Below are 26905 nucleotides of genomic sequence, written 5' to 3' on the forward strand. Positions count from 1 at the left end.
GACGCCTCAGCCGTACGTGACCGGCCGCGCGGGTCCGGCCGCCGCTGCCACCGCATCCGCCAGCGGCACGATGTCCGACGCGGTCAGCGGAGACACGGTGAGGCGCACCGCCTGGGGCGTGCGCACCCGGAAGCGCGCCCCAGGCGCCACCGCCCACCCCGCGTGGAGCAGCCGGGCGATGGCCCCGGTCTCGTCGCTGACGGGCACCCACACGTTCATCCCGCTGCGCCCGTAAGCCGTCACCCCGCGCTCCGCCAAGGCGTGTACGAGGGCGTCGCGCCGCTCCCCGTACGACCGGGCGACGGCGGCGGTGTCGACGGCGTCCGTGGTCCACAGGTGGAGCACGGTGCGCTGGAGCAGCCGGCTGACCCAGCCGGGCCCCAGCCGCTGGCGGCCCGCGACCCGGTCGACCGTGACCGCGTCGCCGGTGAGCACGGCGACCCGCAGGTCGGGCCCGTACGCCTTGGCCGCCGAGCGGACGAAGGCCCAGTGGTCCGTGGTTCCGGCCAGCGGGTGCAGCGGCAGGTCGACGATGGCGTGGCCGTGGTCGTCCTCGATCAGCAGCACGTCGGGGTGGCGGGCGAGCACGGCTTTCAGCTCCCGGGCGCGGTCGGCGCTGACCGAGGCGCCGGTCGGGTTCTGCGCCCGGTCGGTGACGACGAGCGCCCGCGCCCCGGCCCGCAGCACCCGCTCCACATCCGCTACGAGAGGACCGTCGTCGTCCAGCCCGACCGGTACGGCGTGCAGCCCGAGTGCCGGTACGAGGTCGAGGACGCTGCCCCACCCCGGGTCCTCCACCGCCACCGCGTCGCCGGGCCTCAGGTGCGCCGCGAGCACCCTCTCGATGGCGTCGAGGGAGCCCGAGGTCACCGCGATGGGCCCCTCGGGCACCCCGTCGGCGTCCATCGCGTTACGCGCGTACGCGGCGAACTCCGGGACCACGGGCGCCTCCCCGTACAGCCCGGGGTGCTCGGCGTCGACCGCTGCGGCCACGGCGAGCGCCAGGCCGAGCGCGGGCAGCAGGGCCGGATCGGGGTTGCCCTCGCCGAGGTCACGTACGCCCGGCGGCGCCTCGATGCGCAAGGAGCCGCGCGAAGTGCTGGCCGGACGCGGCCGCACCCGGCTCCCCCGGCGGCCCGCCGTCTCGATGACCCCGCGCTCGCGCAGCGTCCGGTAGGCGGCGGCCACCGTGTTCGGGTTGACCTCCAGACGCGCGGCCAACTCCCGCATCGGGGGCAGCACATGACCGGGCGGGAGCTCTCCGGAACCGACCCCGCGCTCCACACTAGCGGCGATTTCCGATGCGCGCCGCCCACTGATCCGATACTCTCCTAGCACAAACAACAGTATGCACTAGTGCAATGAGACCGCCCAATGGAGTACGCCATGCAGGACACCGCACCGGCCACCGCCACGGGCCCCGGCGTCGCCGCCCCGTACACGCCCACCGACCGCACGGTCCCCACCCGGGCCAAGGAACGCGCCTCGTACGACCGCGAGCTGGTCCACTCGATACTCGACGCGACCTACCTCTGCCACCTCGGCTTCGTCCGGGACGGGGCACCGGTCGTACTGCCGACCATGTACGGCCGGGTCGGCGAGCGTCTGTACGTCCACGGGTCGACCGGCTCCCGCCCGCTGCGGAACACCCGGGCGGCGGACCCCGGGCTGCCGGTCTGCCTGACCGTCACCCATGTCGACGCCCTGGTGCTGGCCCGGTCCGCCTTCCACCACTCGCTGAACTACCGCTCCGTGGTGGTCCACGGCACCGCCACCGCCGTGACCGACCCCGAGGAGCGGCGCATCGCCCTCGACGCGATCGTCGACCAGGCCGTCCTGGGCCGCTCCCGGGACGCGCGCCCGGCCAACGCCAAGGAGCTGGCCGCCACGGCGGTGATCCGGCTGGACCTGGACGAGGTCTCGGCGAAGGCCCGCACCGGGGGCCCCACCGACGAACCGGAGGACCTCACCCTCCCCCACTGGACCGGGATCGTGCCGGTCACCCGGGGCTACGCGGAGCCGGTCCCGGCGGAAGACCTGGACCCGGCCGTCGACGTACCGGACTACCTCCGCGCGCTCTGAGCCCGGCCACCCAGAGGGAAGGGAAGGCGGGGCCCGGAGCCTCGACACCCGGCTCCAGGCCCTCCCCCGCTACACCGCCACCGCCTCGGCCTCCCGCCGGCGCGTGACCGCGGCGCCCCGCGCCTCGGCCAGGGCCAGCCCGGCCACGGCGGCCAGCAGGAGCAGGGTGCCGACAACGGTGGCCGCCGTCAGCCGCTCCCGCAGCACGGTCACCGCGATGAGCGCGGCGCTCACCGGCTCCAGGAGCATGATCACGGAGACGGTGGCCGAGCGGACGGCGGCGGCCCCGGCGAAGTACAGCGCGTACGCGAGCGCGGTGGGTACGGCCGCGACGTAGACGAGCAGCCACAGCACCTGCCCCGTCTGGGCGGTGTGCGGTACGAGGCCCTCGACCGCCGCCATGGGCAGCAGCCCGACCGCTCCGATGCCGAACGCCCAGGCGCTGGTGGTCAGCGCGTCACCACCGCCACCGTCCCGCCCCAGCCATCGGGTGAGCAGGGTGATCGCCGCGTATCCGGAGGCGGACAGGAGCGCGAGCAGCACCCCGGCCGGGACGACATCGCCGCCCTCGCCGCCCAGGACCAGCACGGCCAGGCCCGTCAGGGCCCCGGTCACGGCGGCCAGGCCGCCCTTGCCGAGGCGTTCGCCCAGCATCAGCCGTGCGCCGACGGCGATCAGGACGGGCCCGGCGCCGAGCGTGACGACGGTACCGACGGCGAGGCCCGTGACCTCGACGGCCGCGAAGTACGCGCTCTGGAACACGGTGAGACCGATGCCCGTACCGAGGAAGCGCAGCAGTCGGCGGCGGGGCTCGGGTCGCCGGGGTGCGCGGCGGGGGCGCAGGGCGAGCGCTCCGGCCAGCAGGACGAGACCGCCGGCGCAGCGCCAGAAGGACAGGGCGAGGGGGCCGAGATCGCTGACCCGGAAGATCAGGGAGGCGGCCGCACCGGCGGTGCCCCAGGCGACTCCGGCGACGACGAGATACAGCAGGCTCCGCCCGACGGGCAGCGCGGAAACAGCGGGAAGGGACATATGACTGCTCCTGAGAAGGACAGGGTGGTGGTCGCTCTACTCCGCACGCGGGCAGCGACGAACCGCTCGGGGACTGCCCGAGCCCGGTCTTCGTCAGGAGTGGCCGCCCGCGCTAGGCGGCAGGCGGCGGCAGCACAGTCAGATGCATGATCGGCACACTAATGCGGGGCCCGCCCGGCGGACAACTCGCTCTCGGTGGCGGCGGCCGCCGCCCCCGCCCCTGCGGCGACGGGCCCCGACGGCGGTTTCGGGGCGGCCGACTGAGCGATGAACGCACCGGCCAGGACGACGAAGCCGCCGATGAGCTGCGGGGCGGAGAGGTGCTCGCCGAGGAGGACCCAGGCCAGCACGGTCGCGATGACCGCCTCCAGGCAGGCGACGACCCCGGCGACCTGCGGCGAGAGCATCCGGACGGAGACGACGCCACTGGCGTACGCGAGCACGGTGGCGATCAGCACGATCCAGCCGAGAAGCAGCCAGGCGGGGACCCCGTTGCCGTTCATGCCCGCGGTTCCGCCGAGGAGCGACCAGTCCATGCCCCACGGGCGGGCCACGACGGTGAGGACGAGGGCGCCGACGATCAGCCCGTACGCGATGACGCCGAGCGGGTGCGGAGGCTCGGCGCGCCGCCCGTCACCGCCCTTGGCCTCCTGGCCGCCGTGGTCGGAGAGGACGAAGTAGCCGACCTGGCAGCAGGCGGCACCGAGGGCGAGGAGCAGCCCGAGGGCGTCGAAGCTGAGCCCGGCCCAGACCTCGACGACGCAGGCGAGGCCGCCGACGGCCAGGACCACGCCGACGGCGGCGGCCCGGGTGACGGGCCTGCGCTGGACGAACCGGACCCAGCCGAGGACGAGCGCGGGGGCCAGATACTCGACGAGGAGCGCCACCCCGACCGGGATACGGGAGATCGCGGCGAAGTAGCAGGCCTGTACCCCGGCCACGGCGAAGAGCCCGAACCCGGCGAGCAGGGCGGGCCGTTCACGTACCAGATTCCGGTGGCGCCAGGCGACCGGCAGCATGATCACGGCGGCGCCCGCCACCCGGAGCCACACCACGTGCAGCGGGTCGAGGCCCGCTTCGATCAGCGGCTTGGCGGCGACCCCCGAGCCGCCGAAAGCGAAGGCCGAGAGCAGGGCGAGCCCCAGGCCGGCGCTTCGTTTCTGAGTACCCCGAGACGCGTGCATCGGCACATCATGACAGCAGCCGACAGCACCGTCACCTCCGTGACACCTGTCGAGACGCCTCAGCCGTACGCTCCACCGCACGCCCCGACAGCCACCGCGCGTCCACGCCCGCCCGGCCCAGCACCTCCACCGCACGGGACTCCCCGTCGTCGGCCAGTGCGGCAAGGAGATCCAGCCCCCGGGCGCGCGACTCGCCACGCAGCCCGGCACGGTGCAGAGCCGCCTCCATCGCGGTGGCGGCCGACGGCGACCAGCCCTCCGCGGCCGGGTCCCGTACGACGGGGACGGCCCCGGAGTCCTCCACCGACCCCTGCCAGCGGAGCCCGTAACCGATGCTGCGCTGCACGAGATAGCCGAGCACCTTCGCCAGCCGGGGTCCGCCGTCGAAGGCCTCGCGGACCTCGGGGTCGCTCTCGATGAGGGAGTGCAGAAGATGGGCGGTGTCGATCTGCCGGTCGCCGTCCCGCAACGCACGCCTGCGCGCGCCCGTCACCACCGAGGCCAGCTCTACGGTGAGTCCGGCGTCGGCTCCGACGGGGTTCGGGGCGGGCTGTTCGGGGATCCGCGGCGTCCGGTTTTGCACTACTCCACCCCATCAGTCCCCGGCCCGCGAAGCATCGGCGGAGCGGCCCATTCACGCGTCCCACCCAAGTTGGGCACACCGGAGCGCCCTCTCATCCCTGCGGATGAGATCGCGCCACGGCGTACAACCATCGCTCTCAGGGGGGCGCGCCGCCTTGCGCCGCGCTCCCCCGGGCAACCACCACCCCCCGCGCGCACGTCACTCATGGCACACGGCACGTAACCGCGCACATCGACTCCGGGCGGAGGGAACCACGGGTGTTCTGGATGGTCGCTCTGCTCGCCCAGGACGGAATGCAGTACGTCTACCGCGTGTACGCACCGGACGACGCGCTGCCCGCCGATCTGTTCTGGGCCGCGTTCCACTGCCACGACGAAGGCCCGCACCCGCGCGCGTCGGACCGTTTCGACGCGGCGGAGATCTGGCGGAACCCGGCGGCCCCAGCGAATCTGACGGCGCATCAGCATTGAATGTTGGAGCCGCTGCCGTTACGTTCCGCGGCACCGTAACCGGACGAACCAGGGGTGGTCGCATGGCCGGAGTCAGCGCGGAGGCACGTATCGAAGCACCCGCCGAGAAGGTCTGGGCGCAGCTGACGGACTTCTCGTCGTACGGCGAGTGGAACGCCACCCACACCAGCTTCCCCAAGGGCGGCCCGGCCCCTCTGGAGCTCGGGGCCACCTATGAGGAGAACATGAAGCTCATGGGCTTCCCCGCCGAAGTGGCGTGGACGGTCGACGAGCTGGAGGACGGCCGGCTGCTGACGACCCGGGGCACGGGCCCGATGGGGGTCAACCTGGTCATGCGCTACACCCTGGCCCCGTCCCCGTCCCCGGGCGGGGGCGCCACCACCGTCCGCATCGAGGGCGAGTTCACCGGCGCGGCGGTCTCTCTGATGGGCGGCAAGCTCAAGGACTCCGCGACGGCGGCGCTCCAGGAGTCCCTGCGCAAACTGGACGGCCTGGTCACGCCCTGACGAGCGCAGCAGGGGCCCGCTACCCGCGGGCCCCTGCTGCGTCGGCGCCGGGAACACCTGCTCAGTGCTCGTCGGCGAGAATCAGGTACAGCTTCTTACGGGCGTCGTTGATGACGGCCAGCGCCTTCTGCCGCTGATCGGCCGAGCCGGTCTTCCAGACCTGCCCGAACGCCTCCATCAGACCGAATCCAGCCTGACGGATCTCGTTCACGCCTTCCCAGTCCGCACCGCGCCCGGCCTCCTCCCAGGGAGCCTCGGGCCCGGACTCGGCCTCACCGCGCCCGGAGTCCGTGAGCGTGAACAGCTTCTTGCCGCCCTCGCTCGCGCTGACGATCAGCCCTTCGTCCTCCAGCAACTGGAGCGTCGGGTAGACCGAGCCGGGGCTGGGCTTCCACGCCCCGCCGCTGCGCTCGCCGATCTCCTGGATCATCTCGTAACCGTGCATCGGCCGGTCCTTCAGCAGGGCCAGGATCGACGCGCGCACATCACCGCGCCGCGCCCTGCCCCGACCTCCACCCCGCCCGCGCCCGCCACCGAAGGGCCCACCACCGAAGGGCGGCCCGAACGGCCCGAAGGCGGCGCGGCGGCCACCATGACCGCCTCGACCGTGATGACCGGGCCCGTAGTGCCCCGGCCCGTGCTCTTGTTCGTGCTCGTATCCGTGTGAACGCATCGCTACGCTCCTTCCATCGTCGATCTGTCGCGATGCGTCAACGATATATCGGAAACTATCGCCTGGCAAGGCGCTGCCGGGATGGACCGAGTGAGAATGTCAGCGAGAGATGGCACTTTTCAGCAGGATCTGACACTGCCGAATTACGTTCGGGTAGCCGGACCACGTTGCCGTGACCCGGCTACCCGAACACGGCTACAGGTGCGGTCCACGTCGAAGGCGAGGTGCTTCAGAGTCCGCACCACGGTGCCGATAGACGGCTCGGTCGGGCGTAGACCCGCGCCGAAGCGGTCCCGGGCCCACACGCAAGGGGGTCAGGCCACCGACTGAAGGCCGATGAGGGACAGCCAGTTGGTGGAGAGGGGCCAGGCGCGGTGTGGCATCCGGGTACGCATAGCCAGTGCGTCGGCAGCCCACCCTTCGGCGGCTTCCAGAGCGGAACGGGAGATCTGGTCGCAGGCGGGGGCGACCCAGACCCGATGGAAGACGGCGCGCTTCCACGACTCGGCCAGGTGCTTCCTGATCCGTCCGGCCACTCCGCGGCCGCCGGCCGCCTTGCCGAGCCAGACGATGCGGCCCTGGGGGTCGGTCACGAGGTAGACACCCGGGGAGATCGCATCGACGGTGTCGACCAGCGACCAGTACAGCTCGCCGCTGCTGTAGCCGCCCAGGGCGCGGGCGAGGAGCGGGATGTGCACCGGCCTCAGGAGCGGGCCCGGCGGCGGGGCGTCACCCTGTGCCGGACGCGCTCCGGGCACCAGGAAAGACGTCGACATCATCACGACGGGAGGGGGATGCTTGCCCCTATGTCAGCCACACCCACCGTCTACGCGGACGAATCGAACTCAACCGGGGAAAATCTACTCGATCCGGCTCAACCCGTCTTCTGCGCCGCAGTCATACACATCGACGATCACGTGGCTCGCCAGGTCGTGGACGAAGTCAAGGCACAGCTTCCCCAGGGACATGGTGAACCGAAGTACACCTCGTTGTCCAAGACGGACAAGGGGCGATCAGCACTGCTGACCGCTTTCGAGTCCATGGCCGACGCAACGATCTTGGCGTATGTCGCGGACAAACAATTCATGGTGACAACAAAGATGGTTGACCTGCTGGTCGAACAGCTGGCATACGAGACCGGATACAACATGTACGCCGACGGCGCTGCCGTCGCCCTGGCGAACCTGCTGCATGCGGGTGGCAGGCTGATGGGTGATGCTGACGCCTACGACCACATGCTCTACACATTCGTTGGCGCCGCTCGCCGACGTAGCCGTGCTAGCGCCGACGACTTGTTCGCTGCGATTTCCGCCTATCAGATCACCACGCACCCCGAATTCTCCGATGTGTCTGAGATTCTGGGTTACACGCGGGCGCAAGCAGACGACATCATTGCGACGATCGCCTCAGGCGAACTTCTGGACGCGTTGGACTCGGCTGTGCCTTGCCTGGTTCCGCTCTGCCACGAGATGGGTCAGATACTCGGCGATTTCGCTTTGGTTCACGATGAGTCGAAGACCATCTCGCGCCACGCTGACACACTCCTTGCCTTGCACGAGCTGCCCGATCCTGCACGACCCGGACATCTGATGCCGCGTTTGGCCATAACTAGCATCACTTTCTCCGACAGCAGCACTGTGCCCCAACTCCAGATCGCCGACTGGGTAGCCGGCGCTACAAGGCAATGGGCGACCAATCTGGTCACGAAGCTGCCCGATCCGTTTGCAGAGAAGCTCAAGACGGTTGTAGAGCCGTGGCTTCACGGAGGAATCTGGCCTGACCTGTCTTGTGTCGAGAATCCCCGACGCCTCGGGTAGTTACTTCGCTGTAGCGGATTCCGCCACAAACGCGCTAGGCTAGTCCGCCCATCTGACCAATACGGTCGAGCTCAGCCGTCCACGGCTGGTCGACCATCAGCTCGTTGAACGCCTGAATTCCGAAGTACAGCAGCATGAATGCCATAAAAGGCGATTGCTCAGCTGGGTTTGGGGCCGAGCCGTATCGCGGAGCATCGAATAGGTGAATGACGTCTGACGCCGAGTCGTCGAAGAATGCCCGCGCGGCTGCGATGCCCGAGTGCGACAGCTGAGTCTCACTGATCCAGGCCTCTTGGATACCGTTGCCGAGGCTACCGAGCAAATGGGCCGTTCCATTAAAGGTGTCCGTTGGCGAACTTGGGAGTGACGCCGTCGCAACGCTGTCCGCAGCTGCGGCGACCTCGTCGTCGTAGGCGAAAATTCCTCCCTCGTCCACGGCCTTCCGAAGCTTGCCGTGGGAGTACTGGAAGTGCTTGTTCATGGAGTCAGCCGCGGCTTCGCCGTCGCGAGCGAGCCATTGCAACTGGCTCATGTACTCGATCATCAGCCGCCGATTGGGGGCGGCTTCGTGTCCGAGATTCGATCTATGCAGAAGCAGCACTGCACACGCTTGCCGATGCAGCGCGGCCACCAAGCCCCAGCCAATCATGAAGGGCCGACGCTCCAGCGGAGAGGGCGCGTGGTCAGCGGCACCTCCGTCCTTCAGCAAGTTGGTCAACGCTTCAAGTCCTGCGAGAACTTTATCATTTAGCTGACTTGAATCAGATGCCATATCGATGTTCTCTCTTCGAACGGTTCGGCGTTTTCTCTATTTTGCGGCAGTGATAAAAAATCCACCGCGACACTCATCTGCACCAGAAGCGCGCTTCCAGGTCAAGGAAGAACTGGCGTATAAACGCCAGGTTTTCGCGAGCCGCAAGTATCTCCTTCCCGCCGAATCGGAAAACCTCGTAACCCTTGAGTCGTAGCGCACGGTCCTCTGCAACCATCTCTGAGTAGAGGTCGGCTGCGACCTCCCAGTTATCTGACCCCCTCGGCACTTCTCGCGCATAGTGGTGCTTGCCGTCCACCTCGATCACGATCCGCACTCCGCCGGGCAGCAGCAAAAGGAAGTCCATGCGCTCCCGAGCGAGTCGGCGGGGTTTCTTGAGAAACTGTCGCTGGCGCTCGGTAAGCGGGTCGAAATGCACATAGACCTGAGGGAGAAGCGCGGGCTGCGACATTGCGTCCGGCTCAGCGTAGCGACTGACGAAGGCGTAGAAGAGGTAGCGCTCGGCCTCTGAGCCGAGAGACCTCTTCAGTCTTTCGTGCAGCGACAGGGCGACAGTGCGATCGTCAGCGTCCGCCATGTTGTTCTGCTCGCGCCACCAGTCGACGAGTTCGCCCCAGGTGAGTCCAGCGTCGGTCAGCGGGCGGTTGTAGACGAGGCAGGTGTCCGCGTGCTCGACGATCTCAATCGCACCGTCGATCATCTCGCTCATGATGATCTCGGGCTTGTAGCCAGTGGAAGCGAACACGATGTTCTTCAGAGTGCCGTCGACACCGCGCAGGCCTTCCAACCGCTCGCTGGCAACCTCCAATTCGTCCAGCCGAGCCCGGATCGGATCGAATATCTCTGCTAGGTAACTGCGGCGCTTCGCGTAGCCGCCTCCGCCGTCCATGCCTTTCTCGATCCAGTACCGGCGGAATCCCCCATGGCTACGAAAAGGCGGGTTGAAGTCGATGCTGTGCCTCCGCAGCACCGCCTTGAGGCAGCGCAGGAGTTCCTCGCTTCCTTCATCGTCGACGTGTTCACCGCCGCCGGTGCCGAAGGCTTCCAGTTCGGCGCAAACGAAGCGGACGATCGCTTGGGCGGCCTCCAGGTCCGGCACGTCTCCGAGCGGGCCGGACCTCAGTGCTGCAACGCGGTCGGTGTCCAGGACCTGCCGCACCCACGGTGTCCCGAGGAAGTCTTGCTGCACCGAGATCAGGAAGTCGCTCGCCTTCATGACGTCAGGCTACTGGAGACCTCAGACATTCCAAGGTCCATCCGCTGTCAGCTAGTTGGGCCAGGTCCTCGTACTGCGCAGGCCAGTTCGTCCTGATGTTCAGCAACGGGAGGCCCGTGTACCGTCGACCTGCACGTTGCTGGGCTCGCTGGCACTGAGGCCGACATCAGCTCCCGGCGGGCAAGGTAATCGCAGAGATGACGTCCCACCTGTAAGTAGCGTTTTCTCGACGCAGTTCCACAAGGTCCGCGTGCGAGACGTGAACCGAGAGAGTCGGTCGGCCTCGGAGTTCGGCTACCTGGCTGATCACTGAATCTGCAGGGCGGGTCGTGTTGCTGTAGGCGATTCCAAGATGTGGACGGAAAGATTCGGTGGATCTTCCTCCGGGTGCTCCAACCAACGTCCCCGCACGAGCGAGTATCGAGTGAAGGCTGATCAGTGGGTTCCACGGGGCAACGCTGTAGCGCAGGGCACCGCGTGACCCCGCCAACGGGCCGACCTGCAGATCGAAGGCTTTGGGCGCCGTGTCCTGGGCCACTTGCACGACTCGCGCCAGGTCCATTTCACCCATGGCCGCACTGTCGCCGACCTTGTTCAACGTGATGTGAAGGCCATCGGCTGGCACCAGGTCCAGCGCCGGGTTGGTAACGGCGTCCTGACAGGCGCGAGCATCGTTGATCAGCGCGCGCTCATTGGGGAAAGTGAGCATCCAGTAGTAGGCCCGGCCTCCGCTCCAACCGGGACGGTCCCAGTGGTTGGACATGTGCGATACGGCTTGGAAGGCCGCCCAGTCGTGCGCGGCAATCGCGTGGGGGTCAGCGAGGGCACGCGGAGGGTCGGCTGGGAATGCCCGCCGGTCCCGACGAAGAACCGGGCTCATTCGTACCCCCTCGGCCGGACGGCGTTCGGGCCGTCTGCGTCGCTGTCCAAAGTCTCGCCCGCAGTGGGGCGCTGCGTCACGGAGCTTAACGGTCGGCGATATCCGCCCGTCTCATCGGTTCCAGGCCGCGGCGGTCGCGTAGAGCTCGGCGGAACGTCGGGGATGAGCCGCAGGTGTTGCCCGCGCGGTTCACCGTACCGCCCCGATGCCCGGCGTCCACGGCGAGATGCCGGGCGGGACGGTGCCGTCCTTGTCGATGATCGGGGCGAGGAACGCGGCGTAATGGGAGAGCAGGGAGAGCCAGTTGTTGTCGGTGGTGCCTGTGGTTCCGTGCTGAATGCGTGCCCAGAACGCGCTGTCGCTTGTCCGCCAGAGTTGGTGGGTTCCGCGGGGCTGCTGGTCGCGGATGGGGTGCGCAGCGTACACATGCTCGCCTTGAGTCAAGGTGGTCCACATGATGATGGACGCGGTCCGGCGCTTACGGTCGCTGAAGTCGGGGCGTCCACCCCGTCCGGTCGGGATGGGGATCCTGTCGGTGATCTCGTTCCAGGTCGCCGGGTCAATGCACCAGTAGCGCAGAGCATCGCGCCGGCGACGGTAGTCGACCAGATCGTCTCGGCTGTCAAGTTCGTCGGCCAGGGCGTGGACGGCGAATTCGAACTCCTGCGGGTCAGGCCGTGTCCGTGCCCAGTTGTGGACGGCCTTCGCGTTGTCGGAGGCCCGGTGGGTGCCGGCGGGGTTAAGCGGCAGTCCCAGGAGCGTCCCGGCCTTGAAGAGCGAGCCACCGACTGCGATCTGGCACAGGTGGAGCACAGCTGTTCGCCGGATGCTGGACGCCGGGATTCCATCCATGTGCGCAAAGTACCTTTTGTACCAGTCGTCTTCGAGGAAATGGGGGATGTGCTGGGGGCCGAAACGTGTCCTGCGGATGGGTCGTTTCAATGCGCGGGGCCGTAGTTCCCGGGCATAGGTCTGCAGCACGGGGGCGACGGCTTGCAGGAAGCCTTGGGAACAGTCGGGTCTGGTGTCCAGGAAGTCCCTGCGCCATTCGCCGCTGCTTCGACGGCGTGGGTCGTGCACTACCAGCGAGCGGACGTGCTCGCCCAGGTCACGGGAATTTTCCAGTCGAAGTAGCCGGTCGGCAGCAGCCAGAAGGGCCGCACAGGGAGCGGAAGCCAGCGCGGGAGCATCGATGAGGCTCTGGGGCCGGTCGGCGAACGGCTGCTCTTCGCGCGGGGCTGCTTGGTCAGCATCGAGTGCTTCGGCAAGCCCCGGGTCGGGGAGGATGTCGCGGGCCCGAGGCCAGCTGGCCTTGATCAGCTGGCAAAGAACACGGAGGTCAGTGAAGTAGTTGCCGACTGCGGCCTCGCTGCCGAGCACCTCGGTGGTCGCCGGGCCAGCAGCCGACAGCAGGTCAAGCGTGTGCCGTTGGAAAGCCATGACCTGTTCACTAGGGGCGGGCGCGGAGGCAGGACAGCGGTCGAGTCGGCCCTGGCAGCCGATTTCGGGGCCGTGCCCGGCGGGCCCCGTGGCCGACAGCGGGGACCGGCACTGGGCGGGGTGCAGCCCTGTGTCGCGCCAGCGGGGCAGCGCCCGGTAGGTGGTCCTGGTGACGGTACAGAGCGCTGGCCGGCCGCAGTCGGGACACCGGTGTTCGAGGAACCGGTTGTGGGTGGGACAGGCGAAGACCGGGGGCAGCCTCCAGAGCCGGCGCCAGGCACCTCCGAATTCCTGCTCGATCGGCGTGTCCCCGCCGGCCAGGCAATCAGGGCAAAAACGTGTCGTATGGAGGAAGATCCAACGGTTGTGACGGCTCGAAAGCTTCTGACGGTACGAGGTGGGAATGTTGGAGGCTGGCGGGTAGCGGAGCCCGAGAGGGCTCAGGAGCATGCCCGTGACCTCGTCCTCACTGGTCTTGACCGTTCGCGCGAACCTTGTCCGTACGTCCTCTGGCATGTGAATGATGTGCAATACCGAACCGTTCGCACTCGCTGAGCGGGTCAGCCCTGTTGCATATGCGAGATCGGCTGGCGACGCCTCGATCCGGTAGGAGAGCCTCATCAGGAAGCCGGGGAGCGATTCGTCAGGCAGCGGTGGAAGGCTGCGTGGCAGAGGCCTGATCGGGATCATCGCGTCTCCTGGTCACACGACGGAGGAACTGGTAGCCGGGATTCCTTTGTCGTCGAAGGTCGTGTTCCTCGGCCTGGAGCCCGCCTTGGGCTCGGTCCGCGCCGGCTGGGGCGGAACGGTCCCCTCTTCACCAGCCTCCGCATCGCGTTTTGGGTCACGGACACGAATGACGACCTCGTCCAGGAGGTCCTCGGTGAGTTCCTCCACCTCGTTGTCCATCGCGAGTGCGGCGCCGTCCGCGATGAGCCGTTCGATGTAGCCAACAACTCCGCTGGTCCGCCGGAAGATGTACTCGGGCATCGTGCCGCTGGTGAGCATGTGCGGGCGGGCCTTCAGTAGTCGCAGTTGGTCTTCCAGTCCGGCGAGGTGGGTGAGGAAGTCCGCGATCTCCTCGGGTGCCCCGTAGCGGAAAGGCTCGAGGTCGACCAGGTCGAAGCGGCGTTCTGTCTGGGTTGCCGCCTCATCGGCCCAGGTCAGTTCCGGTGTGGGAGGAGGGAAATGCCACTGTTTGGTCTTGGGGTCCTGCCGTCCCTCGCGTAGGAGTCCGGACAAGGGGATTCCGACACCGATCAGAACGAGGGTCACGTGCATGCTCATCAGGGCTCGCAGGAGGTCAAGGGTGTCCTGATCGTCGATCCGGTGCAGCTTCAGCCGGGTGATGTCGTCCAGGATGAGTACGCGCGTTCGGTGGTCCCGGAGTGAGGTACGGACCCGTCGAACCAGTCGCGTGAGTGTGGGGTTCCTGCTGACCTCGTTGCCGAAGAATTCCAGGATCGCCTCGCAGGTCGACTTCGGCGTGGCTTTGACGGGCGTCTGTACGTAGGCGACTGTGCAGCGGATGTCCCGGGTTCCAGGCAGGGGTTTCGGGTCGAAGCGCTGGCTCAGACTCAGCCACAGGTCCTCGAAGGCCGCAGCTGCTTCGGCGGCGGTCTCGGTCTTCCCCTGGTTTCCGCCTCCGTTGACCATGATGCCGGGGCGGGTGGTGGGCCGTGCGTTGAGGGAGTTGGCCAGCATGCGTGAGTGCATCAGGCGCGAGACCGCCAAGCTCATCGGGGTGTCCTGCATCGGCAGGTTCGCGTGGGTCGCGCGGCGGTGAAGGTCGTTGAGACTGCGGCCGAGCGGACTCCATGTGCGGTAGGTCTTCAGGTCCACCACCGGGGCGGGGAGGAAGTCATTCCTGGTCAGCCGCCAGGCCGACCAGCCCTCGGCGGTCTCTCGCTCCGGTGGGTCGCCAGGCAGCACGAACCGGGCCGGTTCCGGAGTGGCGTCAGAGTGCTTGGCATCCATCACTTTTCCTTCGCTGTGTCGGGGACGGGGGAAGCGGCATGCGACATACCTTCGTCAGCCGGCAGGAGAGCGCGTGCCCGCTGGCGGGCTGCATCACCCAGGCGCGGTGCGGGGGCCGGTGCTACCGGCACGGCCTCCTCGCGCCGCTGACGTCGTTCGTTGTCGATGGCCATGTCGGTCTCCCGCATCCGGTCGGTCCACCGCGCGGGCGGCGGGGGTACCGCGGGGGCCGGGCGGTCGAGAGCGGCAGCCCGGCCCTGCGCGATCTCGCGGGAGCGCTCAGTGCGCTGGGCCTTCGTCATCCGGCTGGGCCACTGGTCGACAGGCGTGTGAGCAGCGACCAGGTCCAGGAGTAGGGGAAGCAGTTCGCGGTCGGACTGCGGCTTCAGCCCTGCCTGCTTTGCGGCAATGAGGAGTTCCCGTACGCGCGCGCCGTTGAAAGAGGGGACTTTCCCCTCTGGAGGCAGCCCGGTCCAGCGCAGGGTGTGCCAGGCGTGGGTTCGCGGGTCCTGGAAAAAGACCGCACGGGCGTCTCGGGGATCACGGTGCACATGCCAACGGTCCTTACGTCGCCCGCCCTGGCCGGACGGCTGGTCCCGGTAGGCGTCCAAGGCGTGGCCGTCGTACCAAAGTCCGCCGATCTTCACTCCGCGCTTGCCGTGAATGGCAACGACATGCCTCGGAAGGGCGCGGTAGTACAGATTCGGCGAGGGAATCTCCAACGCCCAGCCGCCTTGCGCCATCGCCGCGGCGAACAGCGTGTTGGGGCTGTGGTCGCCGACCGGATCCCAGCACGGCGCGTGCTCGCCCAAGCGCCTGTTCTGCCAGATCCGGACGATCCAGGTGGCCAGCAGGTGTTCCATCTGATCCACTGTCAAGGTGGTATCTGCTTCGGGATCTGCCCCCCGGTCAGCAACGTCCACCCCGGTGTAACCGGGCAGATACTCGAACAGTAGAGATCGAATTGCCCCAAACGCTCTCTCGCAGGCAGCCTTGTCGGTAGGCCTCAGGACACGCGCCGGCAAGATCCGCACCTGAAGCGCCTGCTGGACATCGACCAGGTGATGGTTGCGGTAGACGCTGCCGTGATCGGTGGTCACAGTCTCCGGGGCGAAGAAGGGCAGCGCAGCAACCTTGTGACCGGCGAACTCGGCAACCAGCGCGGCCGGGACCCCTGGGTAGGGCCATTCCATGTCCTGGTCCCAGTCCGGACGCATCGGCAGCGGCGACATCACGTCCCGCAGCATCATCGCGATGTCTGTGGAGGTATCTGAAACGAGTGTGAGCCGGAAGGCGACGAGCGAGTGCGTGTAGACGTCCATCGCCAGGCTGAGATGGACCGCGACCGGGTCATCGAACACCGACTCGCGGACCATCACCGGCAGGATGGTGGTGTCCAGGGCGACGACCTGGCCCGGTCTCTGGATCACCACGTGTTCACCGCTGGTCTCCAACTCGGCGGAACGGGCGTACTTCTGCCGGGCCCGCCCGCTGCCGAACCATTCCCGCCAGACCACCCGCAGAGTCCCGTAGCTGGGAATCTTCTCGACAGCCTCCTCACCGAACTTCTCGCGGACGTACTGGTGAATCAGGCCGACCCGCACCCGCATGTTGACCTTCGAACGGTGCAAGGTGTCCGCGCGGACCGCGAGGATGGCCTCGCGGACCGGTTCGGTCACGCTGGGATGCCCCCGGGTAGCCGGCGTCCAGCGGTTGTCCGCGCACCCCATTTCGAGATCGGCCCGGCGCCTGGCCTCCCACCGGATGAGGGTGCGGTAGCTGACCTGGTCCAGGGCCAGCGCCTGTGCATGGGCCGGGTCCAGGGCCTTCAACTCGGCTGCCTTCGCCCGGCGGCGCTCGGTGACCGTGGTGCGGTCCGGATCGTATTGCGGCCGAGGCTCCCCCGGAGCGGCCCGCAGCGCGTCCCCGCTTCGGTAGCCGGTCTCGATCTCCAAGAGATGCGCCCGGCGGATGCGCATCAACTTGAGGCGTTCGGGCTCCAGGTCACTCGTGGTCTTCGGCTGACGGCCCCGTCATTCGTGGCCACGTGCGGGCGCCACCCGGTCACTACCGTGTACCGCCAGCCCACTGCGAGTGCGGCTTCCTGCGACGCAGCGAAGCGCATCAAGTCGTCCTGGTCCATCCGCCCCGCGGGGCGAACATCGATCAGCCAGCGGCCACCCCTGGTCACCGCAAGAAAGTCCGGCGTGTGCTCGCGCCACCGGCCTTCCGCCCGGAAACGCAGCAGGAAAGGCTGGGGCAAGAGCTCCAACAGACCACCGGCGAAGTCCAGCGCTACCAGGAACCGGTCCTCCTCCAGCGACTCGAATGCGTGCAGCCGTCCCGTACCGATCAAGGACTCCAGACCGGGTCGATGCCGCTGCTTGGTCCGCCAGCCGAACGGCCTCCACGGCCGGCACCCCGCCAAAGGCAGCGCACCCAGGTCAGCGACCGACCGGACAATCTCCTCCTTGCCGAACCGCCAAGATGTCGTCCACCGATCCGACCACCCCCGCTCCAGATCGAGGACCGCCCGGCGTGTACCGAAGGCATCGCACGTTACGGCGAGTTGGTCCCAACTGCACGCATGCGACCAGAGTGGGCTGGCAATCACACCGTCGATGGCGCGCGGCGTCGAGAGTTTCGACTGGGCAGTGCTGTGGATCGATTCCATATCGATAGGGAACAGGCAGTACCACTCTCCGCGGCAGAATCACCTGATTTCGGTGACAACAAGGCTGACAGCGCGCTACCGTGCCACCCCTCACTGAAACACGGTGTCAACCACGGCTGAAATCTCAGGCCCTCGCCCCAGCTCAGCCACACCGATCAGTGTCAACTTCCACTGGAAGTCTCACCGAGAGTGACCGTGCCAGTGGACGATGACGGGACGGCTTACCGACGAGGCTTACTTCTGGGAGCCGGTGCGGTATTTCGGCGGCCAGAATGTCGACTCCGAGACATTCGCCTACGCGGGGACCGCTGACGAGGCGCTGAAACAGCTTGATGAGATGTACGGGAGATGGCACGCGGGGGTCCGCCGACTCTCGGACGCTGACCTGGACAATCCGCCCGCGGTGGATCCTGAGCCGTTCCCCATGGAGAACAGGGTCCTGCACGTCAACAGGGAGCTGATCCATCACGGCGCCGAGATCTCCCTGCTGCGCCACCTCTATCGCCGACAGGATGGAGCCGGACCGCACCGCATATGACCTTCGGCAACCGGCAACCGGCGATCGCGCTTCGGGACTTACGTGGAGTCCGTGACGCTCCACGGTTGCCGCCGCCGATAGGACTCTCCTCTTCACTCAGGGCGTCGTATTCGCTCTTCGTCAGCACGCTCATCGTGATGCTGGTCGTCGACGCTACGAACTGCTGCCAGCCGGCAGGACGATCAAGTGCTGGCCGAAGTCGTCGTGCAAGCCACTGCCGGGCATCGTCGGCGTGGCGGCCTTGGTGCGGGCCGCGACGCGGCGGTCCTTCTTGGCCGTTGCGGTCTTCCGGCCCTTCTTCGCCGTCGGCAGGGGGGCGGCGTGTGCGCGGGTGAGCAGGGGGCGGCCACCGCTTCGGCGAGTTCTTCCTCGGTGGCCTTGGGCAGTTGGTGGCTGACGTGGTCCCAGGCCAGGTCGCCGAAGGGGACCGGAGCACGGTTCCGGTACTTCCAGGCCGCCTGGACCCATTCACCGTCGCCGCGGTGATTACGTACCCGGACCCGGGACATGCCGTAGGGGTCGCGGTGAACCTCCCAGAGCCCGCGGCGGTCGGTGTTGCGGCCGTGTAGCCGGGGAGGAACTGGCGAACATCGTTGCGGCGGAGCCCAGTCTCTTCTCGATGCGCTCCTTCTCGAAGGGCGAGCCCTTGCGCGCGGGCCGGGCTGCACACGACGTGGATCAGCGCACGACGGAACGCGCGACGCGGAACCCCACGTCGTCGACCTGGAAAGTCGGGTGGCTGCGGCGCCGCGCGGAGGCCCGGCAGCTCCAGTGCTCGTCGAACCAACCGCCGCCACGGAGCACCCGGTAGGTGCCGTAGACCTCGGCGTCGTAGACGTCCCAGCACCAGTCCCAGACGTTGCCGAGCATGTCGTAGAGCCCCCACGGGTTGGGGCGTTTGCCGCCCACCTCGTGGAGGCGCTCGTGCGAGTTGCCGCGGTACCAGCCGATCTCGTCGAGTTCCCCGTACCGCGGCCCGGTCGTCCCGGCACGGCAGGCGTGCTCCCACTCGGCTTCGGTCGGCAGCCGGTAACCGTCGGCGGACGCGTCCCACTCGATATCTTCGGCCTCGGCACCGAAGTGGTACGCGGGCGTGAGGCCGGCGCGCTGGGAAAGGGCGTTGCAGAACCGCACCGCGTCCCACCAGGAGACGCACTCGACGGGCAACTGGACCCCAGGGGTCGTGCTCGGCCGCCGGCCTGTGATCTGTGCGAACAGCGCCTGGGTGACCGGGGACGCCGCGAGCTGGTAGGGCGCGAGTTCGACCGACCAACTTCGTTGTGTCCGCCGGTCCGACAGCGTCACCTGCCCCGGCGGGATCGCCAACATCTCGTTCCCCGTCATCACGTCCATGATCAGGCGATCCTGACGAGACCTGCCATGGCGAGATCACGGAGCCGCCAACGGTCGTCCCTGGCTGACACGAGTCTGAAGGCCGCCATCGATCACCGGCACCAGGACAGAGGTGTCCTGTCCCCGAAAACCCGTTGGCGGGCCACGGCGGCCGCTGCTACTTTTCCGGAGCCGTGCGAGAGAACGAGGAGGTGGTACCCGTGCACACAGCATTGACATGGGTGCTCCCCTCCGGGGTCACGGTCGGACGCCAGGTCGTCCGGGAGCGCCACTGAGAGCACTCCCGAAAGGCACGAGCGTGCACGTCACTTCCGAGCAACGCCTCGACGACGGCGTCCTGGAGCGCGGATTCACCCTCGGTGAGATCCCCGGCATCCTGTGGACGCCCGCATCCGCTTCCGTACCGTTGCCGCTGATCCTGCTCAGCCCTCCTCCCCTCGGGCTGCGCAGGATGTACCCCCGGCTGATGGCCCGCGCCCTGCACTCAGCGGCGGACGGCTTCGCCACGGCCGCCATAGAACTCCCCGGAAGCGGTGAACGCCCCCGCTGGCCCGCCGCCGAGCAGGCTCGCGCCGATCTGCGCCGGGCGATGGAGGCCGGCGAGCCGGCCACCGACGAGATCATCGACGCCCTCATCCTCCCCTTGGTCGACAAGGCGGTCCCGGAATGGCAGGCCGCCCTGGACGCCCTCCTGGAACTGCCCGAGCTCGGCGGCCCGGTCGGCTACTCGGGGGGAGTGATCTCCATCGGCATCCGGCTGGCAGTGGTCGACCCGCGCATCTCGGCCGCCGTTCTCTTCGCCGGGAGTTTCGTCCCCCGCGCCATGTTCGAGGAGGCCCGCCGCGTCGCCATTCCGCTGCACGTCCTGCTTCAGTGGGATGACGAGGGGAACGACCGAGGCGCGGCCCTGGACCTGTTCGACGCCTTCGGCTCCAAGGAGAAGACCCTGCACGCCAACATGGGCGGGCACACCGGCGTCCCGCAGCACGCGGGGGACGCCGCGGCCAAGTTCTTCACCCGCCACTTGAGGTGAGGCCCGGCCGTCACGGGGACAGCTGTCCCCGTGACGGCCGGACACCCCCGATACGGATCCGCCCGCCGTGCACACAGGGGGCCGCCCCGGCCGTGATGGCCGCGTCCCCGCTCGTACGCCTGGGGCGGACGCTCCCGCTATGACCTGTGCCACAGCGCCGCGCGCTGGACGGGGCCGCCCCGCCGCACCCCGTACCCACAACCGCCTGCCCTCGCCCGCCGATCCGGGAGCGTGGCACCAGGAAGGCGGAGCCGGCGACCGGCCAGGCGACTTAGGTCACCCTTCCCTGCCGCCGCGGACGCCTGGTACAGATGGTGAGGATTCACCCCCGCCCCCACCGGAAGCGCAGCCATGCATCAGGACAGGACCGCCGAGCTCACCCCCTTCACCATCGACCTCACCTTCGAGGAAGCCAGGCGGCGGGCCGCGGTCGTCTCCGCGCTCGGGCCCGACTGGGATCCGATGGCCGCCCTCCAGGGCGAGGACGAGGCCTACGCCCTGCTCTACTCGGGCCTCGACGCCGAGCAGCAGCGCACCTACGACCGGCTGGTGGCCGCCGGTGTCCTGCCGGGCGAGGGCCAGGGCCGTGCGGCTGCCCATTGATCCGCAGGCGGACATCGCCCGACGCGCCTGGGTGACCTGCCCCGCCTGCGACGACGCCCACCACTGCGCGACCTGCGCGGACCGCCGCACCTGCGGCGAGCACTGGCGCTACCTGATCTCCAACAACGGTCCGGTGCTGCACCTCCAGTGCCCCGGCTGCACCCACACCTGGTCACTCGACACCCGCCCGGGCCACGGCGGCAGCACCCCCTGCTCCTGAACCGGCGACGCGCGCCCGGCGGACAAGGGCCAGTGACCCCCGATTGGCCTTGGCCCGTGGCCGCGCGCCCGCTCTACGGTCGCCCCATGAGGATTCGTATCGTCGACGCGTTCACCGACCGCCCCTTCTCCGGCAACCCCGCAGGGGTCCTCCTGCTGGAATCCGCCGCATTCCCGGACGCCGAACGGCTCCAGGAGATCGCCACCGAGGTCAACCTCTCCGAGACCGCCTTCGCCCACCCGCTGCCGCCGGGCGGCGAGGCCGACTGGGCGCTGCGCTGGTTCACCCCGGCCACCGAGGTCGACATGTGCGGGCACGCCACGCTCGCCACCGCACACGTCCTGCACACCACGGGGCGGGCCACCGGCACCGTACGCTTCACCGCGCGCTGCGGGATCCTCACCTCCACCGCCCACCCGGACGGCCCCCTCACCCTCGACTTCCCCACCGCCCAGCTGCGCGAGGAGTCCGTGCCTCCCGGGCTCGCCGAGGCGCTGGGGGCGGAGCCGGTCTCGGTCCACGACACCGGTGAGCACATCGGCGACCTGCTAGTGGAGCTGCGCGACGAGGCGACCGTACGGGCTCTCGCCCCGGACTTCGCCGCCCTCGTGACCCACTCGCGGCGCGGCGTCATCGCCACGGCCGCCGCCGAGGACCCCGCCCGTGGCTACGACTACGTCTCGCGCGGGTTCTTCCCCGGCGTCGGCATCGACGAGGACCCGGTGACCGGCAGCGCCCACACCGCGCTGGCCCCGTTCTGGTCGGCCCGGTTCGGCCGGGACGACCTCACCGGGCTCCAGGCGTCCGCCCGCTCGGGGCTCGTACGCACCGCACTGCGCGGCGAGCGCACCCTGCTGACGGGGTCAGCGGTCACCGTCATCGACGGCGAGCTGCTGACCTCTTTCTGACCGGACTCCGGACTCTGGACGTGCGGAGGGGCGGCGTACGGAACCATCCGCACCCGCCCCGCCCGCCCGTCTCACGGCGTCGGCAGCCAGTCCACCTTCCCCGCGAGCAGCGCGTAGCCGACGAACGCCCCGATGTCCAGCAGCGTGTGGGCGACGACCAGCGGCCCCACCCGCCCCCACCGCCGGTACAGCAGCACGAAGACGACGCCCATCACCATGTTGCCGATGAAGCCGCCGATGCCCTGGTACAGGTGGTACGAGCCTCGCAGCACCGAGCTGGCCGCCAGCGAGGCCATCGGCGTCCAGCCCAGCTGGTCCAGCCTCCGCAGCAGGTAGGCGACGACGATGACCTCCTCGACCACGGAGTTCTGCGCCGCGGAGAGGATCAGCACGGGGAACTTCCACCAGACGTCGGGCAGCGACTCCGGTACGACGGTGAGGTTGAAGCCGCTCGCCCGGGCCACCAGGTAGAAGGCGAGCCCAGCGCTGCCGATGCCGGCCGCGACCAGCGTCCCGCGACCGAGGTCGAACCATGGCCTGGTGCGGTCGAATCCGATGGTCCGCAGGCCCGCCCCTTCCCTGATCAGCAGGTGCGCCACCAGGGCGACCGGCACCAGGGCCGTTGCGATCCCGAACATTTGCCAAGCCAGATCCAGCCATGGACGGCCCGGGGCGTACGAACCGTTGAGGGTCGCCGCCTGATCCTTCAAACCCCCCGGTTTCGTCAGCGATCCGACAAAACTGATGAGCGCGGAGACCGCACTCGCGCCCAGTGAGAGCGCCAGGACCAGGATCGTCTCCGACCGCAAGATCCTTCGCGGTACGCCCTCTTGGGGATAAGAATCAGCCATGCGCCCCACCTCCACCGGTACACCTGCCTTTTGTTCTGCAATCGCGTCTCATCCCGCCCACCGTCCCGCTAGGGTCTCGAATGCGGGTACGAAGATCATGCGCGACAGGCCGGGGGACGACCACCATCGCCGGTGGTGAGGTCCCCCTTTTCCTTGTTCACCGTTCATCGTTCGTCTTCAGGGGGCACCACCGACATGGGACGTCACAGCTTGCCCGACGCCTACGCGCCGCGAGAACGCGGGGAGGCGTCTCCTCGGCGCAGGCGTCGCACCATCGTCATCGCCACGCTGCTCGTCCTCGCGGTGGCGACGGGAGCAGGGGTGGCGGTCAAGGGCGGCCTGCTGTCGTTCTCGGAGTCCTGCGAGGACTCCGCCGTGCGTCTGTCCCTGGCCGCCTCCCCGGACATCGCACCGGCGGTCCGGACCATCGCCGAGCAGGCCCTCGCGGACGAGGTGAGGTCCGACGGCCACTGCCTCGACGTGGACGTGGTGGCCCGCGACTCCTACAAGGTGGCCGACGCGCTGGCGAGCGGCGGCGAGACCCCGGACTTCCAGGTCTGGCTGCCCGACTCCGACCTCTGGCTGGACCGGGCCGAAGGGCTCGGCGCCGGCACCCCCATCTCACCCTCGGACTCGGTGGCCTCCTCGCCGGTGGCCCTCGCCGTGGTGCCGTCCGCGTCGCAGCGACTGGGCTGGCCGAAGAAGACGTACTCCTGGGCCGAGGTGGTCACCGCCGCCCTCACTTCGGACAAGATCCGCCTCGGTGCGGCCGATCCGGCGCGCAGCGCCACCGGTCTGCTGGCGCTCACCAGCATCGGCGGCTCGTCGGCGCAGCAGGGCGGGGACAGCGACACCAGGGTGGCGGAGACCGCGAAGGTGCTGGCCGAGCGGATGTCGGACAGTGACGCGCAGGTGCTGGAGACCTTGGCACGGAGCGGCTCAGGCGCCGAGGACGGCAACCCGAAACGCAACCAGGCGGTCCTCATATCCGAGCAGGCCGCCTTCGCCCACAACGCGGAGGCGACCGGCAGCGGCAGGCTGAACCTGTTCTACCCGGAGGACGGCACCCCGCTCCTCGACTACCCGTACACCCTGGTCGACGAGGAGAAGCTGACCCTCGCCCAGTCCCGGGCGGCCCTGCGCTTCATGACCCTGCTCAACGACAAGAGTTCGCGGGACGTGTTCGCCCGGTACGGGTTCCGCCCCGCCGACGGAGCTGCCGAGGAGACCGTAGTAGCGTCGGCGGGCGGCAAGTCGCCACAGCCGTACGCCACTTCGGCGGCGGAGGCACCGTCGGCGAAGGCGCTCCAGGAGATGCTGGGGATGTGGACGATCACCGTCCAGAGCGCCCGGCTGACCACGGTCGTCGACGCCTCGGGTTCGATGTCGACACCGGTGCCGGGCCGCGACCAGTCGCGGATGGACGTCACCAAGGAGTCGCTCATCCAGGCCCTCGCCCAGTTCACCCCGGACGACGAGATCGGCCTTTGGGAGTTCGCCACCACGCTGGACGGCGAGAAGGACTACCGCAAGCTCATGGAGACCCGCCGGCTGGGCGACCCGGCCCAGGGCGGCTCCACCCACCGCGAGAAGCTCTCGGCTGCGTTCGCGGGGCTGCAACCCGTGCCGGGCGGGGCGACCGGGCTGTACGACACCCTGCTGGCGTCGTACAAGGAGGCCCGGTCGACGTATGTGAAGGGCAAGTTCAACGCCCTGGTGATCCTCACCGACGGCTCCAACCAGGACGACGACGGCATCTCCCGGAGCGCGCTGATCGCCGAGCTGAAGGAGCTCGCCGACCCCGAGCGTCCCGTTCCGGTCATCGCCATCGCGGTGGGCCCGGACGCCGACCGGGAAGAGGTGGCCGAGATCGCGCGGGTCACCGGCGGCGACGGGTACGAGGTGAGCGACCCGGTGGAGATCCAGGCCGTCATCCTCCAGGCGATCATGACGGCCGGGCAGAACGGCCGCGCCGCCCAGGAGTGAGGGCGGCGTCCGGGCCGGGGGCGCCCTCGGCCCGGACAGGCGGCGCCCCGGCCGGAACGCCGCCCCCGTCCGCGTACGGAAACACCCGCCGCCGTACGGAGACGCCCGCTTCCGTACGGAGCACCTGCCGCCCGTACGGAAGCGTCTGCCGCCGTACGGAGGCACGCACCGTACGACGTGCCTCAGACCCACCACCGTACGAACGCACCTCACGCCACCGTACGAACGCGCCTCAGGGCGCCGGGAACCCCACCGGCCAGGTGTGCACCGGCTCCCCGGCGTGCATCAGCTCCGCGTAGCGCCGGGTGGTCGCCGCCAGTGCCGCCTCCCGGCCGAGCCCGGCCTCCAGCGCCCGGCGGTACGTGGCGACCTGCCAGGAGGCCCCGTTGACCCGCCGCTTGCAGCGCTCCTCGATGACCCCCAGGTAGCGGTCGCGGTCGGCGGGTTCGATGTGCCAGGCGTCGAGACCGGCCGCGGCCAGCGGCAGCAGCTCCTCCCGTACGAGCTGTACGGCGGGGATCTTCGCCAGCCCGCCGGCGCGGCCGGAGCGCGGCCAGAGCAGCTCGGCCTCGATGCCGTGGCGGCAGGCCTCGGTGAAGTTCTCCGCCGCGGCCTCGAACGGCAGCTTGCTCCATACCGGCCGGGACTCCTCGGCGAGCGCCCGCACCAGCCCGTAGTAGAAGGCGGCGTTGGCGATCACGTCCGTGACGGTCGGCCCGGCCGGCAGGACGCGGTTCTCCACCCGCAGGTGCGGGACGCCGTCGGCCACGTCGTACACCGGGCGGTTCCAGCGGTAGACCGTCCCGTTGTGCAGGACCAGCTCGGCCAGCTCCGGCACCCCGCCCTCGTCCAGGACCCGCAGCGGCTCCTCCTCCTCGCAGATCGGCAGCAGCGGCGGGAAGTAGCGCAGGTTCTCCTCGAACAGCTCGTAGGCGGAGGAGATCCACCGCTCCCCGAACCAGGTCCGGGGCCGCACCCCCTGGTTCGCCAGCTCCGGCGGCCGTACGTCGGTGGCCTGCTGGAACAGCGGGGGCCGCGACTCCCGCCAGAGCTCCTTGCCGAAGAGGAACGGGGCGTTGGCGCCCAGCGCGATCTGGACGGAGGCGATCGCCTGGGCGGCGTTCCACACATCCGCGAACCGGCCGGGCGTCACCTGGAGGTGCAACTGGACCGAGGTGCAGGCGGATTCGGGCGCGATCGAGGGCGAGGAGCAGACCAGGTGCTCCACGCCTTCGATATCCAGGGTGAAATCCTCGCCGCGGGCGGCTGCCATTTGGTCGTTGAGCAGGGTGTAGCGGTCCACGTCCGAGAGATTCGCCGAGACCACGTCGTGCTCGCCGAGCGTCGGCAGGATTCCGATCATGACGATCCCCGCGTCCACCTCGCCGGCCTTGCGGTGGGCGTAGGCGAGGCCGGTCCGCAACTCCTCCGAGAGCTGATCGAATACCCGGCCGCCGAGCCGGTGCGGAACGATATTTACTTCCAGGTTGAACATCCCGAGTTCGGTCTGGAAATCCCGGCTCGCGATGCGCTGGAGCACTTCCTGATTCATCATCCGTGGCAGGCCGTCGGAGCCCGCGAGATTCAGCTCTATCTCCAGCCCCATCAGGTTTCGGGGACGGTCGAACCTCCGCTCCGCCAGCAGTCTGCCCAGCCCTTCCAGGCACTGGTTGAGCTTGGTGCGGTATGCCTGCCGATCGGACAGGTCAACGGCTCCCGCCACGACCTTCTCCCCCATCGAGGGGTCCCTCCTCCAGTGGTCGGCCCGCTGACCGGGCCGCTCGCATCACGATCGATAATGCCCAGTGGGAGTGATCCGTAACGCCCCACGGAGCACCGGAAACCCGCTAGGCTGGTATGACGGAGACCGGGGGCACATTCCCGGGGCATCCGGCGAGCGGCATTTTCGCCCGGATAGTGCGTGGTGGAAACACCGACGAGTTTCGGCCTACCGCTCCGCCGAAAGAGGCGCAGATGGGCGCCGAAAACGGCCGATCAAATCACCAGGAAACCCGCATTCCGAAGTCCGGATGTCGCCTTGCGCGAAATATCCCCGGCAGCTAGCGGAAACACTGAGTGAACACGTGTCGTATAAACTCCGCCTGAC

Annotated in this window: 26 protein-coding genes; 10 read left to right on the plus strand and 16 right to left on the minus strand. The window is 68.8% G+C overall.

All coding sequences use genetic code 11. The features are described 5' to 3' along the window. Positions 1-6: 6 nt before the first annotated feature. Complete coding sequence (locus GTY67_RS03155) at positions 7-1338, minus strand: aminotransferase class I/II-fold pyridoxal phosphate-dependent enzyme (protein ID WP_161277703.1); 1332 nt, start codon at positions 1336-1338, stop codon at positions 7-9. A gap of 48 nt (positions 1339-1386) precedes the next feature. Between GTY67_RS03155 and GTY67_RS03160 the strand changes: the two genes are divergently transcribed. After that, positions 1387-2082, plus strand: a complete 696-nt coding sequence (locus tag GTY67_RS03160) for a pyridoxamine 5'-phosphate oxidase family protein (RefSeq protein ID WP_161277704.1) — start codon at positions 1387-1389, stop codon at positions 2080-2082. Between the two features lie 69 nt (positions 2083-2151). Here the strand turns inward: GTY67_RS03160 and GTY67_RS03165 are convergent, their stop codons facing one another. The 3 genes from GTY67_RS03165 to GTY67_RS03175 form a co-directional block, all read right to left on the minus strand. Next, positions 2152-3114 (minus strand): EamA family transporter, encoded by a 963-nt coding sequence (locus GTY67_RS03165; protein ID WP_161277705.1) that lies wholly within the window; start codon positions 3112-3114, stop codon positions 2152-2154. A gap of 158 nt (positions 3115-3272) precedes the next feature. After that, positions 3273-4298: an EamA family transporter gene (locus GTY67_RS03170; RefSeq protein ID WP_161277706.1), complete on the minus strand. Its 1026-nt coding sequence runs from the start codon at positions 4296-4298 to the stop codon at positions 3273-3275. A 31-nt stretch (positions 4299-4329) separates the two neighbouring features. After that, entirely contained in the window at positions 4330-4881 is a 552-nt protein-coding gene (locus GTY67_RS03175; protein WP_161277707.1) for a Clp protease N-terminal domain-containing protein, read from the minus strand. Positions 4882-5138: 257 nt separating this feature from the next. Between GTY67_RS03175 and GTY67_RS03180 the strand changes: the two genes are divergently transcribed. Together GTY67_RS03180 and GTY67_RS03185 are read left to right on the plus strand one after the other, a co-directional pair. Then, complete coding sequence (locus tag GTY67_RS03180) at positions 5139-5351, plus strand: hypothetical protein (protein ID WP_093694779.1); 213 nt, start codon at positions 5139-5141, stop codon at positions 5349-5351. Between the two features lie 62 nt (positions 5352-5413). After that, positions 5414-5857, plus strand: coding sequence for an SRPBCC family protein (locus GTY67_RS03185; protein ID WP_161277708.1), 444 nt, complete (start codon positions 5414-5416; stop codon positions 5855-5857). A gap of 61 nt (positions 5858-5918) precedes the next feature. Here the strand turns inward: GTY67_RS03185 and GTY67_RS03190 are convergent, their stop codons facing one another. Both GTY67_RS03190 and GTY67_RS03195 read right to left on the minus strand, forming a co-directional pair. Then, on the minus strand, positions 5919-6530 hold the full coding sequence (locus tag GTY67_RS03190) for a PadR family transcriptional regulator (protein WP_093694783.1): 612 nt from the start codon (positions 6528-6530) through the stop codon (positions 5919-5921). Positions 6531-6844: 314 nt separating this feature from the next. Continuing rightward, positions 6845-7306 carry a hypothetical protein gene (locus tag GTY67_RS03195; protein ID WP_161277709.1) on the minus strand — a complete coding sequence of 154 codons (462 nt, stop codon included), beginning with the start codon at positions 7304-7306 and terminating at the stop codon, positions 6845-6847. A gap of 30 nt (positions 7307-7336) precedes the next feature. Between GTY67_RS03195 and GTY67_RS03200 the strand changes: the two genes are divergently transcribed. Beyond that, the gene (locus tag GTY67_RS03200) at positions 7337-8347 is read left to right on the plus strand and encodes a DUF3800 domain-containing protein (protein WP_161277710.1); all 1011 of its coding nucleotides are present in this window, start codon (positions 7337-7339) and stop codon (positions 8345-8347) included. Positions 8348-8381: 34 nt separating this feature from the next. Here GTY67_RS03200 and GTY67_RS03205 read toward each other — a convergent pair whose 3' ends face one another. The 7 genes from GTY67_RS03205 to GTY67_RS03235 form a co-directional block, all read right to left on the minus strand. Beyond that, positions 8382-9065 (minus strand): hypothetical protein, encoded by a 684-nt coding sequence (locus GTY67_RS03205; protein WP_161277711.1) that lies wholly within the window; start codon positions 9063-9065, stop codon positions 8382-8384. Positions 9066-9192: 127 nt separating this feature from the next. Next, positions 9193-10335: a hypothetical protein gene (locus tag GTY67_RS03210; protein ID WP_161277712.1), complete on the minus strand. Its 1143-nt coding sequence runs from the start codon at positions 10333-10335 to the stop codon at positions 9193-9195. 166 nt (positions 10336-10501) lie between these two features. Next, a complete protein-coding gene (locus tag GTY67_RS03215; protein WP_237502546.1) occupies positions 10502-11098 on the minus strand; it encodes a 2'-5' RNA ligase family protein in 597 nt (198 codons plus the stop codon). Between the two features lie 306 nt (positions 11099-11404). Beyond that, positions 11405-12655 carry a hypothetical protein gene (locus GTY67_RS34765; protein ID WP_237502547.1) on the minus strand — a complete coding sequence of 417 codons (1251 nt, stop codon included), beginning with the start codon at positions 12653-12655 and terminating at the stop codon, positions 11405-11407. Positions 12656-13357: 702 nt separating this feature from the next. Then, positions 13358-14632 (minus strand): AAA family ATPase, encoded by a 1275-nt coding sequence (locus GTY67_RS03225; RefSeq protein WP_161277715.1) that lies wholly within the window; start codon positions 14630-14632, stop codon positions 13358-13360. Then, positions 14632-16587: a transposase gene (locus tag GTY67_RS03230; RefSeq protein ID WP_343238638.1), complete on the minus strand. Its 1956-nt coding sequence runs from the start codon at positions 16585-16587 to the stop codon at positions 14632-14634. The genes GTY67_RS03225 and GTY67_RS03230 overlap by 1 nt, the downstream gene beginning before the upstream one ends. A 23-nt stretch (positions 16588-16610) precedes the next feature. Continuing rightward, positions 16611-17306 carry a hypothetical protein gene (locus GTY67_RS03235; protein ID WP_161277716.1) on the minus strand — a complete coding sequence of 232 codons (696 nt, stop codon included), beginning with the start codon at positions 17304-17306 and terminating at the stop codon, positions 16611-16613. Between the two features lie 208 nt (positions 17307-17514). Here GTY67_RS03235 and GTY67_RS03240 point away from each other — a divergent pair, with 208 nt between their 5' ends. After that, positions 17515-17844: a DinB family protein gene (locus GTY67_RS03240; protein ID WP_161277717.1), complete on the plus strand. Its 330-nt coding sequence runs from the start codon at positions 17515-17517 to the stop codon at positions 17842-17844. 678 nt (positions 17845-18522) lie between these two features. On the opposite strand, the gene GTY67_RS03255 is transcribed toward GTY67_RS03240, so the two are convergent. After that, complete coding sequence (locus tag GTY67_RS03255) at positions 18523-19197, minus strand: SUMF1/EgtB/PvdO family nonheme iron enzyme (protein WP_161277718.1); 675 nt, start codon at positions 19195-19197, stop codon at positions 18523-18525. Between the two features lie 298 nt (positions 19198-19495). On the opposite strand from GTY67_RS03255, the gene GTY67_RS03260 reads away from it, so the two are divergent. The 4 genes from GTY67_RS03260 (at position 19496) to GTY67_RS03275 (ending at position 21961) form a co-directional block, all read left to right on the plus strand. Beyond that, positions 19496-20230, plus strand: coding sequence for an alpha/beta hydrolase (locus GTY67_RS03260; protein WP_161277719.1), 735 nt, complete (start codon positions 19496-19498; stop codon positions 20228-20230). A 351-nt stretch (positions 20231-20581) separates the two neighbouring features. Continuing rightward, on the plus strand, positions 20582-20833 hold the full coding sequence (locus tag GTY67_RS03265; RefSeq protein WP_161277720.1) for a DUF6400 family protein: 252 nt from the start codon (positions 20582-20584) through the stop codon (positions 20831-20833). Beyond that, entirely contained in the window at positions 20817-21053 is a 237-nt protein-coding gene (locus GTY67_RS03270) for a hypothetical protein (protein WP_161277721.1), read from the plus strand. The genes GTY67_RS03265 and GTY67_RS03270 overlap by 17 nt, the downstream gene beginning before the upstream one ends. 86 nt (positions 21054-21139) lie before the next feature. Continuing rightward, positions 21140-21961 (plus strand): PhzF family phenazine biosynthesis protein, encoded by an 822-nt coding sequence (locus GTY67_RS03275; RefSeq protein WP_161277722.1) that lies wholly within the window; start codon positions 21140-21142, stop codon positions 21959-21961. A 71-nt stretch (positions 21962-22032) separates the two neighbouring features. On the opposite strand, the gene GTY67_RS03280 is transcribed toward GTY67_RS03275, so the two are convergent. Continuing rightward, complete coding sequence (locus GTY67_RS03280; protein WP_161277723.1) at positions 22033-22812, minus strand: CPBP family intramembrane glutamic endopeptidase; 780 nt, start codon at positions 22810-22812, stop codon at positions 22033-22035. A 195-nt stretch (positions 22813-23007) separates the two neighbouring features. Here GTY67_RS03280 and GTY67_RS03285 point away from each other — a divergent pair, with 195 nt between their 5' ends. Continuing rightward, positions 23008-24798 carry a substrate-binding and VWA domain-containing protein gene (locus GTY67_RS03285; protein ID WP_202461304.1) on the plus strand — a complete coding sequence of 597 codons (1791 nt, stop codon included), beginning with the start codon at positions 23008-23010 and terminating at the stop codon, positions 24796-24798. Positions 24799-25030: 232 nt separating this feature from the next. Here GTY67_RS03285 and GTY67_RS03290 read toward each other — a convergent pair whose 3' ends face one another. Next, positions 25031-26536 (minus strand): glutamate--cysteine ligase, encoded by a 1506-nt coding sequence (locus GTY67_RS03290; RefSeq protein WP_093694797.1) that lies wholly within the window; start codon positions 26534-26536, stop codon positions 25031-25033. Positions 26537-26905: the final 369 nt, after the last annotated feature.

The organism is Streptomyces sp. SID8374 (assembly GCF_009865135.1).
Classification (GTDB): Bacteria; Actinomycetota; Actinomycetes; order Streptomycetales; family Streptomycetaceae; genus Streptomyces.

Coding starts and splice junctions, on each gene's coding strand:
- GTY67_RS34765 (WP_237502547.1), bottom strand. CDS start 12,655: ATGGCTTTCCAACGGCACACGCTTGACCTGCTGTCGGCTGCTGGCCCG.
- GTY67_RS03215 (WP_237502546.1), bottom strand. CDS start 11,098: ATGTCCAACCACTGGGACCGTCCCGGTTGGAGCGGAGGCCGGGCCTAC.
- GTY67_RS03240 (WP_161277717.1), top strand. CDS start 17,515: ATGACGGGACGGCTTACCGACGAGGCTTACTTCTGGGAGCCGGTGCGG.
- GTY67_RS03210 (WP_161277712.1), bottom strand. CDS start 10,335: ATGAAGGCGAGCGACTTCCTGATCTCGGTGCAGCAAGACTTCCTCGGG.
- GTY67_RS03290 (WP_093694797.1), bottom strand. CDS start 26,536: ATGGGGGAGAAGGTCGTGGCGGGAGCCGTTGACCTGTCCGATCGGCAG.
- GTY67_RS03265 (WP_161277720.1), top strand. CDS start 20,582: ATGCATCAGGACAGGACCGCCGAGCTCACCCCCTTCACCATCGACCTC.
- GTY67_RS03235 (WP_161277716.1), bottom strand. CDS start 17,306: ATGGAATCGATCCACAGCACTGCCCAGTCGAAACTCTCGACGCCGCGC.
- GTY67_RS03255 (WP_161277718.1), bottom strand. CDS start 19,197: ATGGACGTGATGACGGGGAACGAGATGTTGGCGATCCCGCCGGGGCAG.
- GTY67_RS03160 (WP_161277704.1), top strand. CDS start 1,387: ATGCAGGACACCGCACCGGCCACCGCCACGGGCCCCGGCGTCGCCGCC.
- GTY67_RS03195 (WP_161277709.1), bottom strand. CDS start 7,306: ATGTCGACGTCTTTCCTGGTGCCCGGAGCGCGTCCGGCACAGGGTGAC.
- GTY67_RS03275 (WP_161277722.1), top strand. CDS start 21,140: ATGAGGATTCGTATCGTCGACGCGTTCACCGACCGCCCCTTCTCCGGC.
- GTY67_RS03280 (WP_161277723.1), bottom strand. CDS start 22,812: ATGGCTGATTCTTATCCCCAAGAGGGCGTACCGCGAAGGATCTTGCGG.
- GTY67_RS03225 (WP_161277715.1), bottom strand. CDS start 14,632: ATGGATGCCAAGCACTCTGACGCCACTCCGGAACCGGCCCGGTTCGTG.
- GTY67_RS03165 (WP_161277705.1), bottom strand. CDS start 3,114: ATGTCCCTTCCCGCTGTTTCCGCGCTGCCCGTCGGGCGGAGCCTGCTG.
- GTY67_RS03190 (WP_093694783.1), bottom strand. CDS start 6,530: ATGCGTTCACACGGATACGAGCACGAACAAGAGCACGGGCCGGGGCAC.
- GTY67_RS03200 (WP_161277710.1), top strand. CDS start 7,337: ATGTCAGCCACACCCACCGTCTACGCGGACGAATCGAACTCAACCGGG.
- GTY67_RS03185 (WP_161277708.1), top strand. CDS start 5,414: ATGGCCGGAGTCAGCGCGGAGGCACGTATCGAAGCACCCGCCGAGAAG.
- GTY67_RS03170 (WP_161277706.1), bottom strand. CDS start 4,298: ATGCACGCGTCTCGGGGTACTCAGAAACGAAGCGCCGGCCTGGGGCTC.
- GTY67_RS03285 (WP_202461304.1), top strand. CDS start 23,008: ATGGGACGTCACAGCTTGCCCGACGCCTACGCGCCGCGAGAACGCGGG.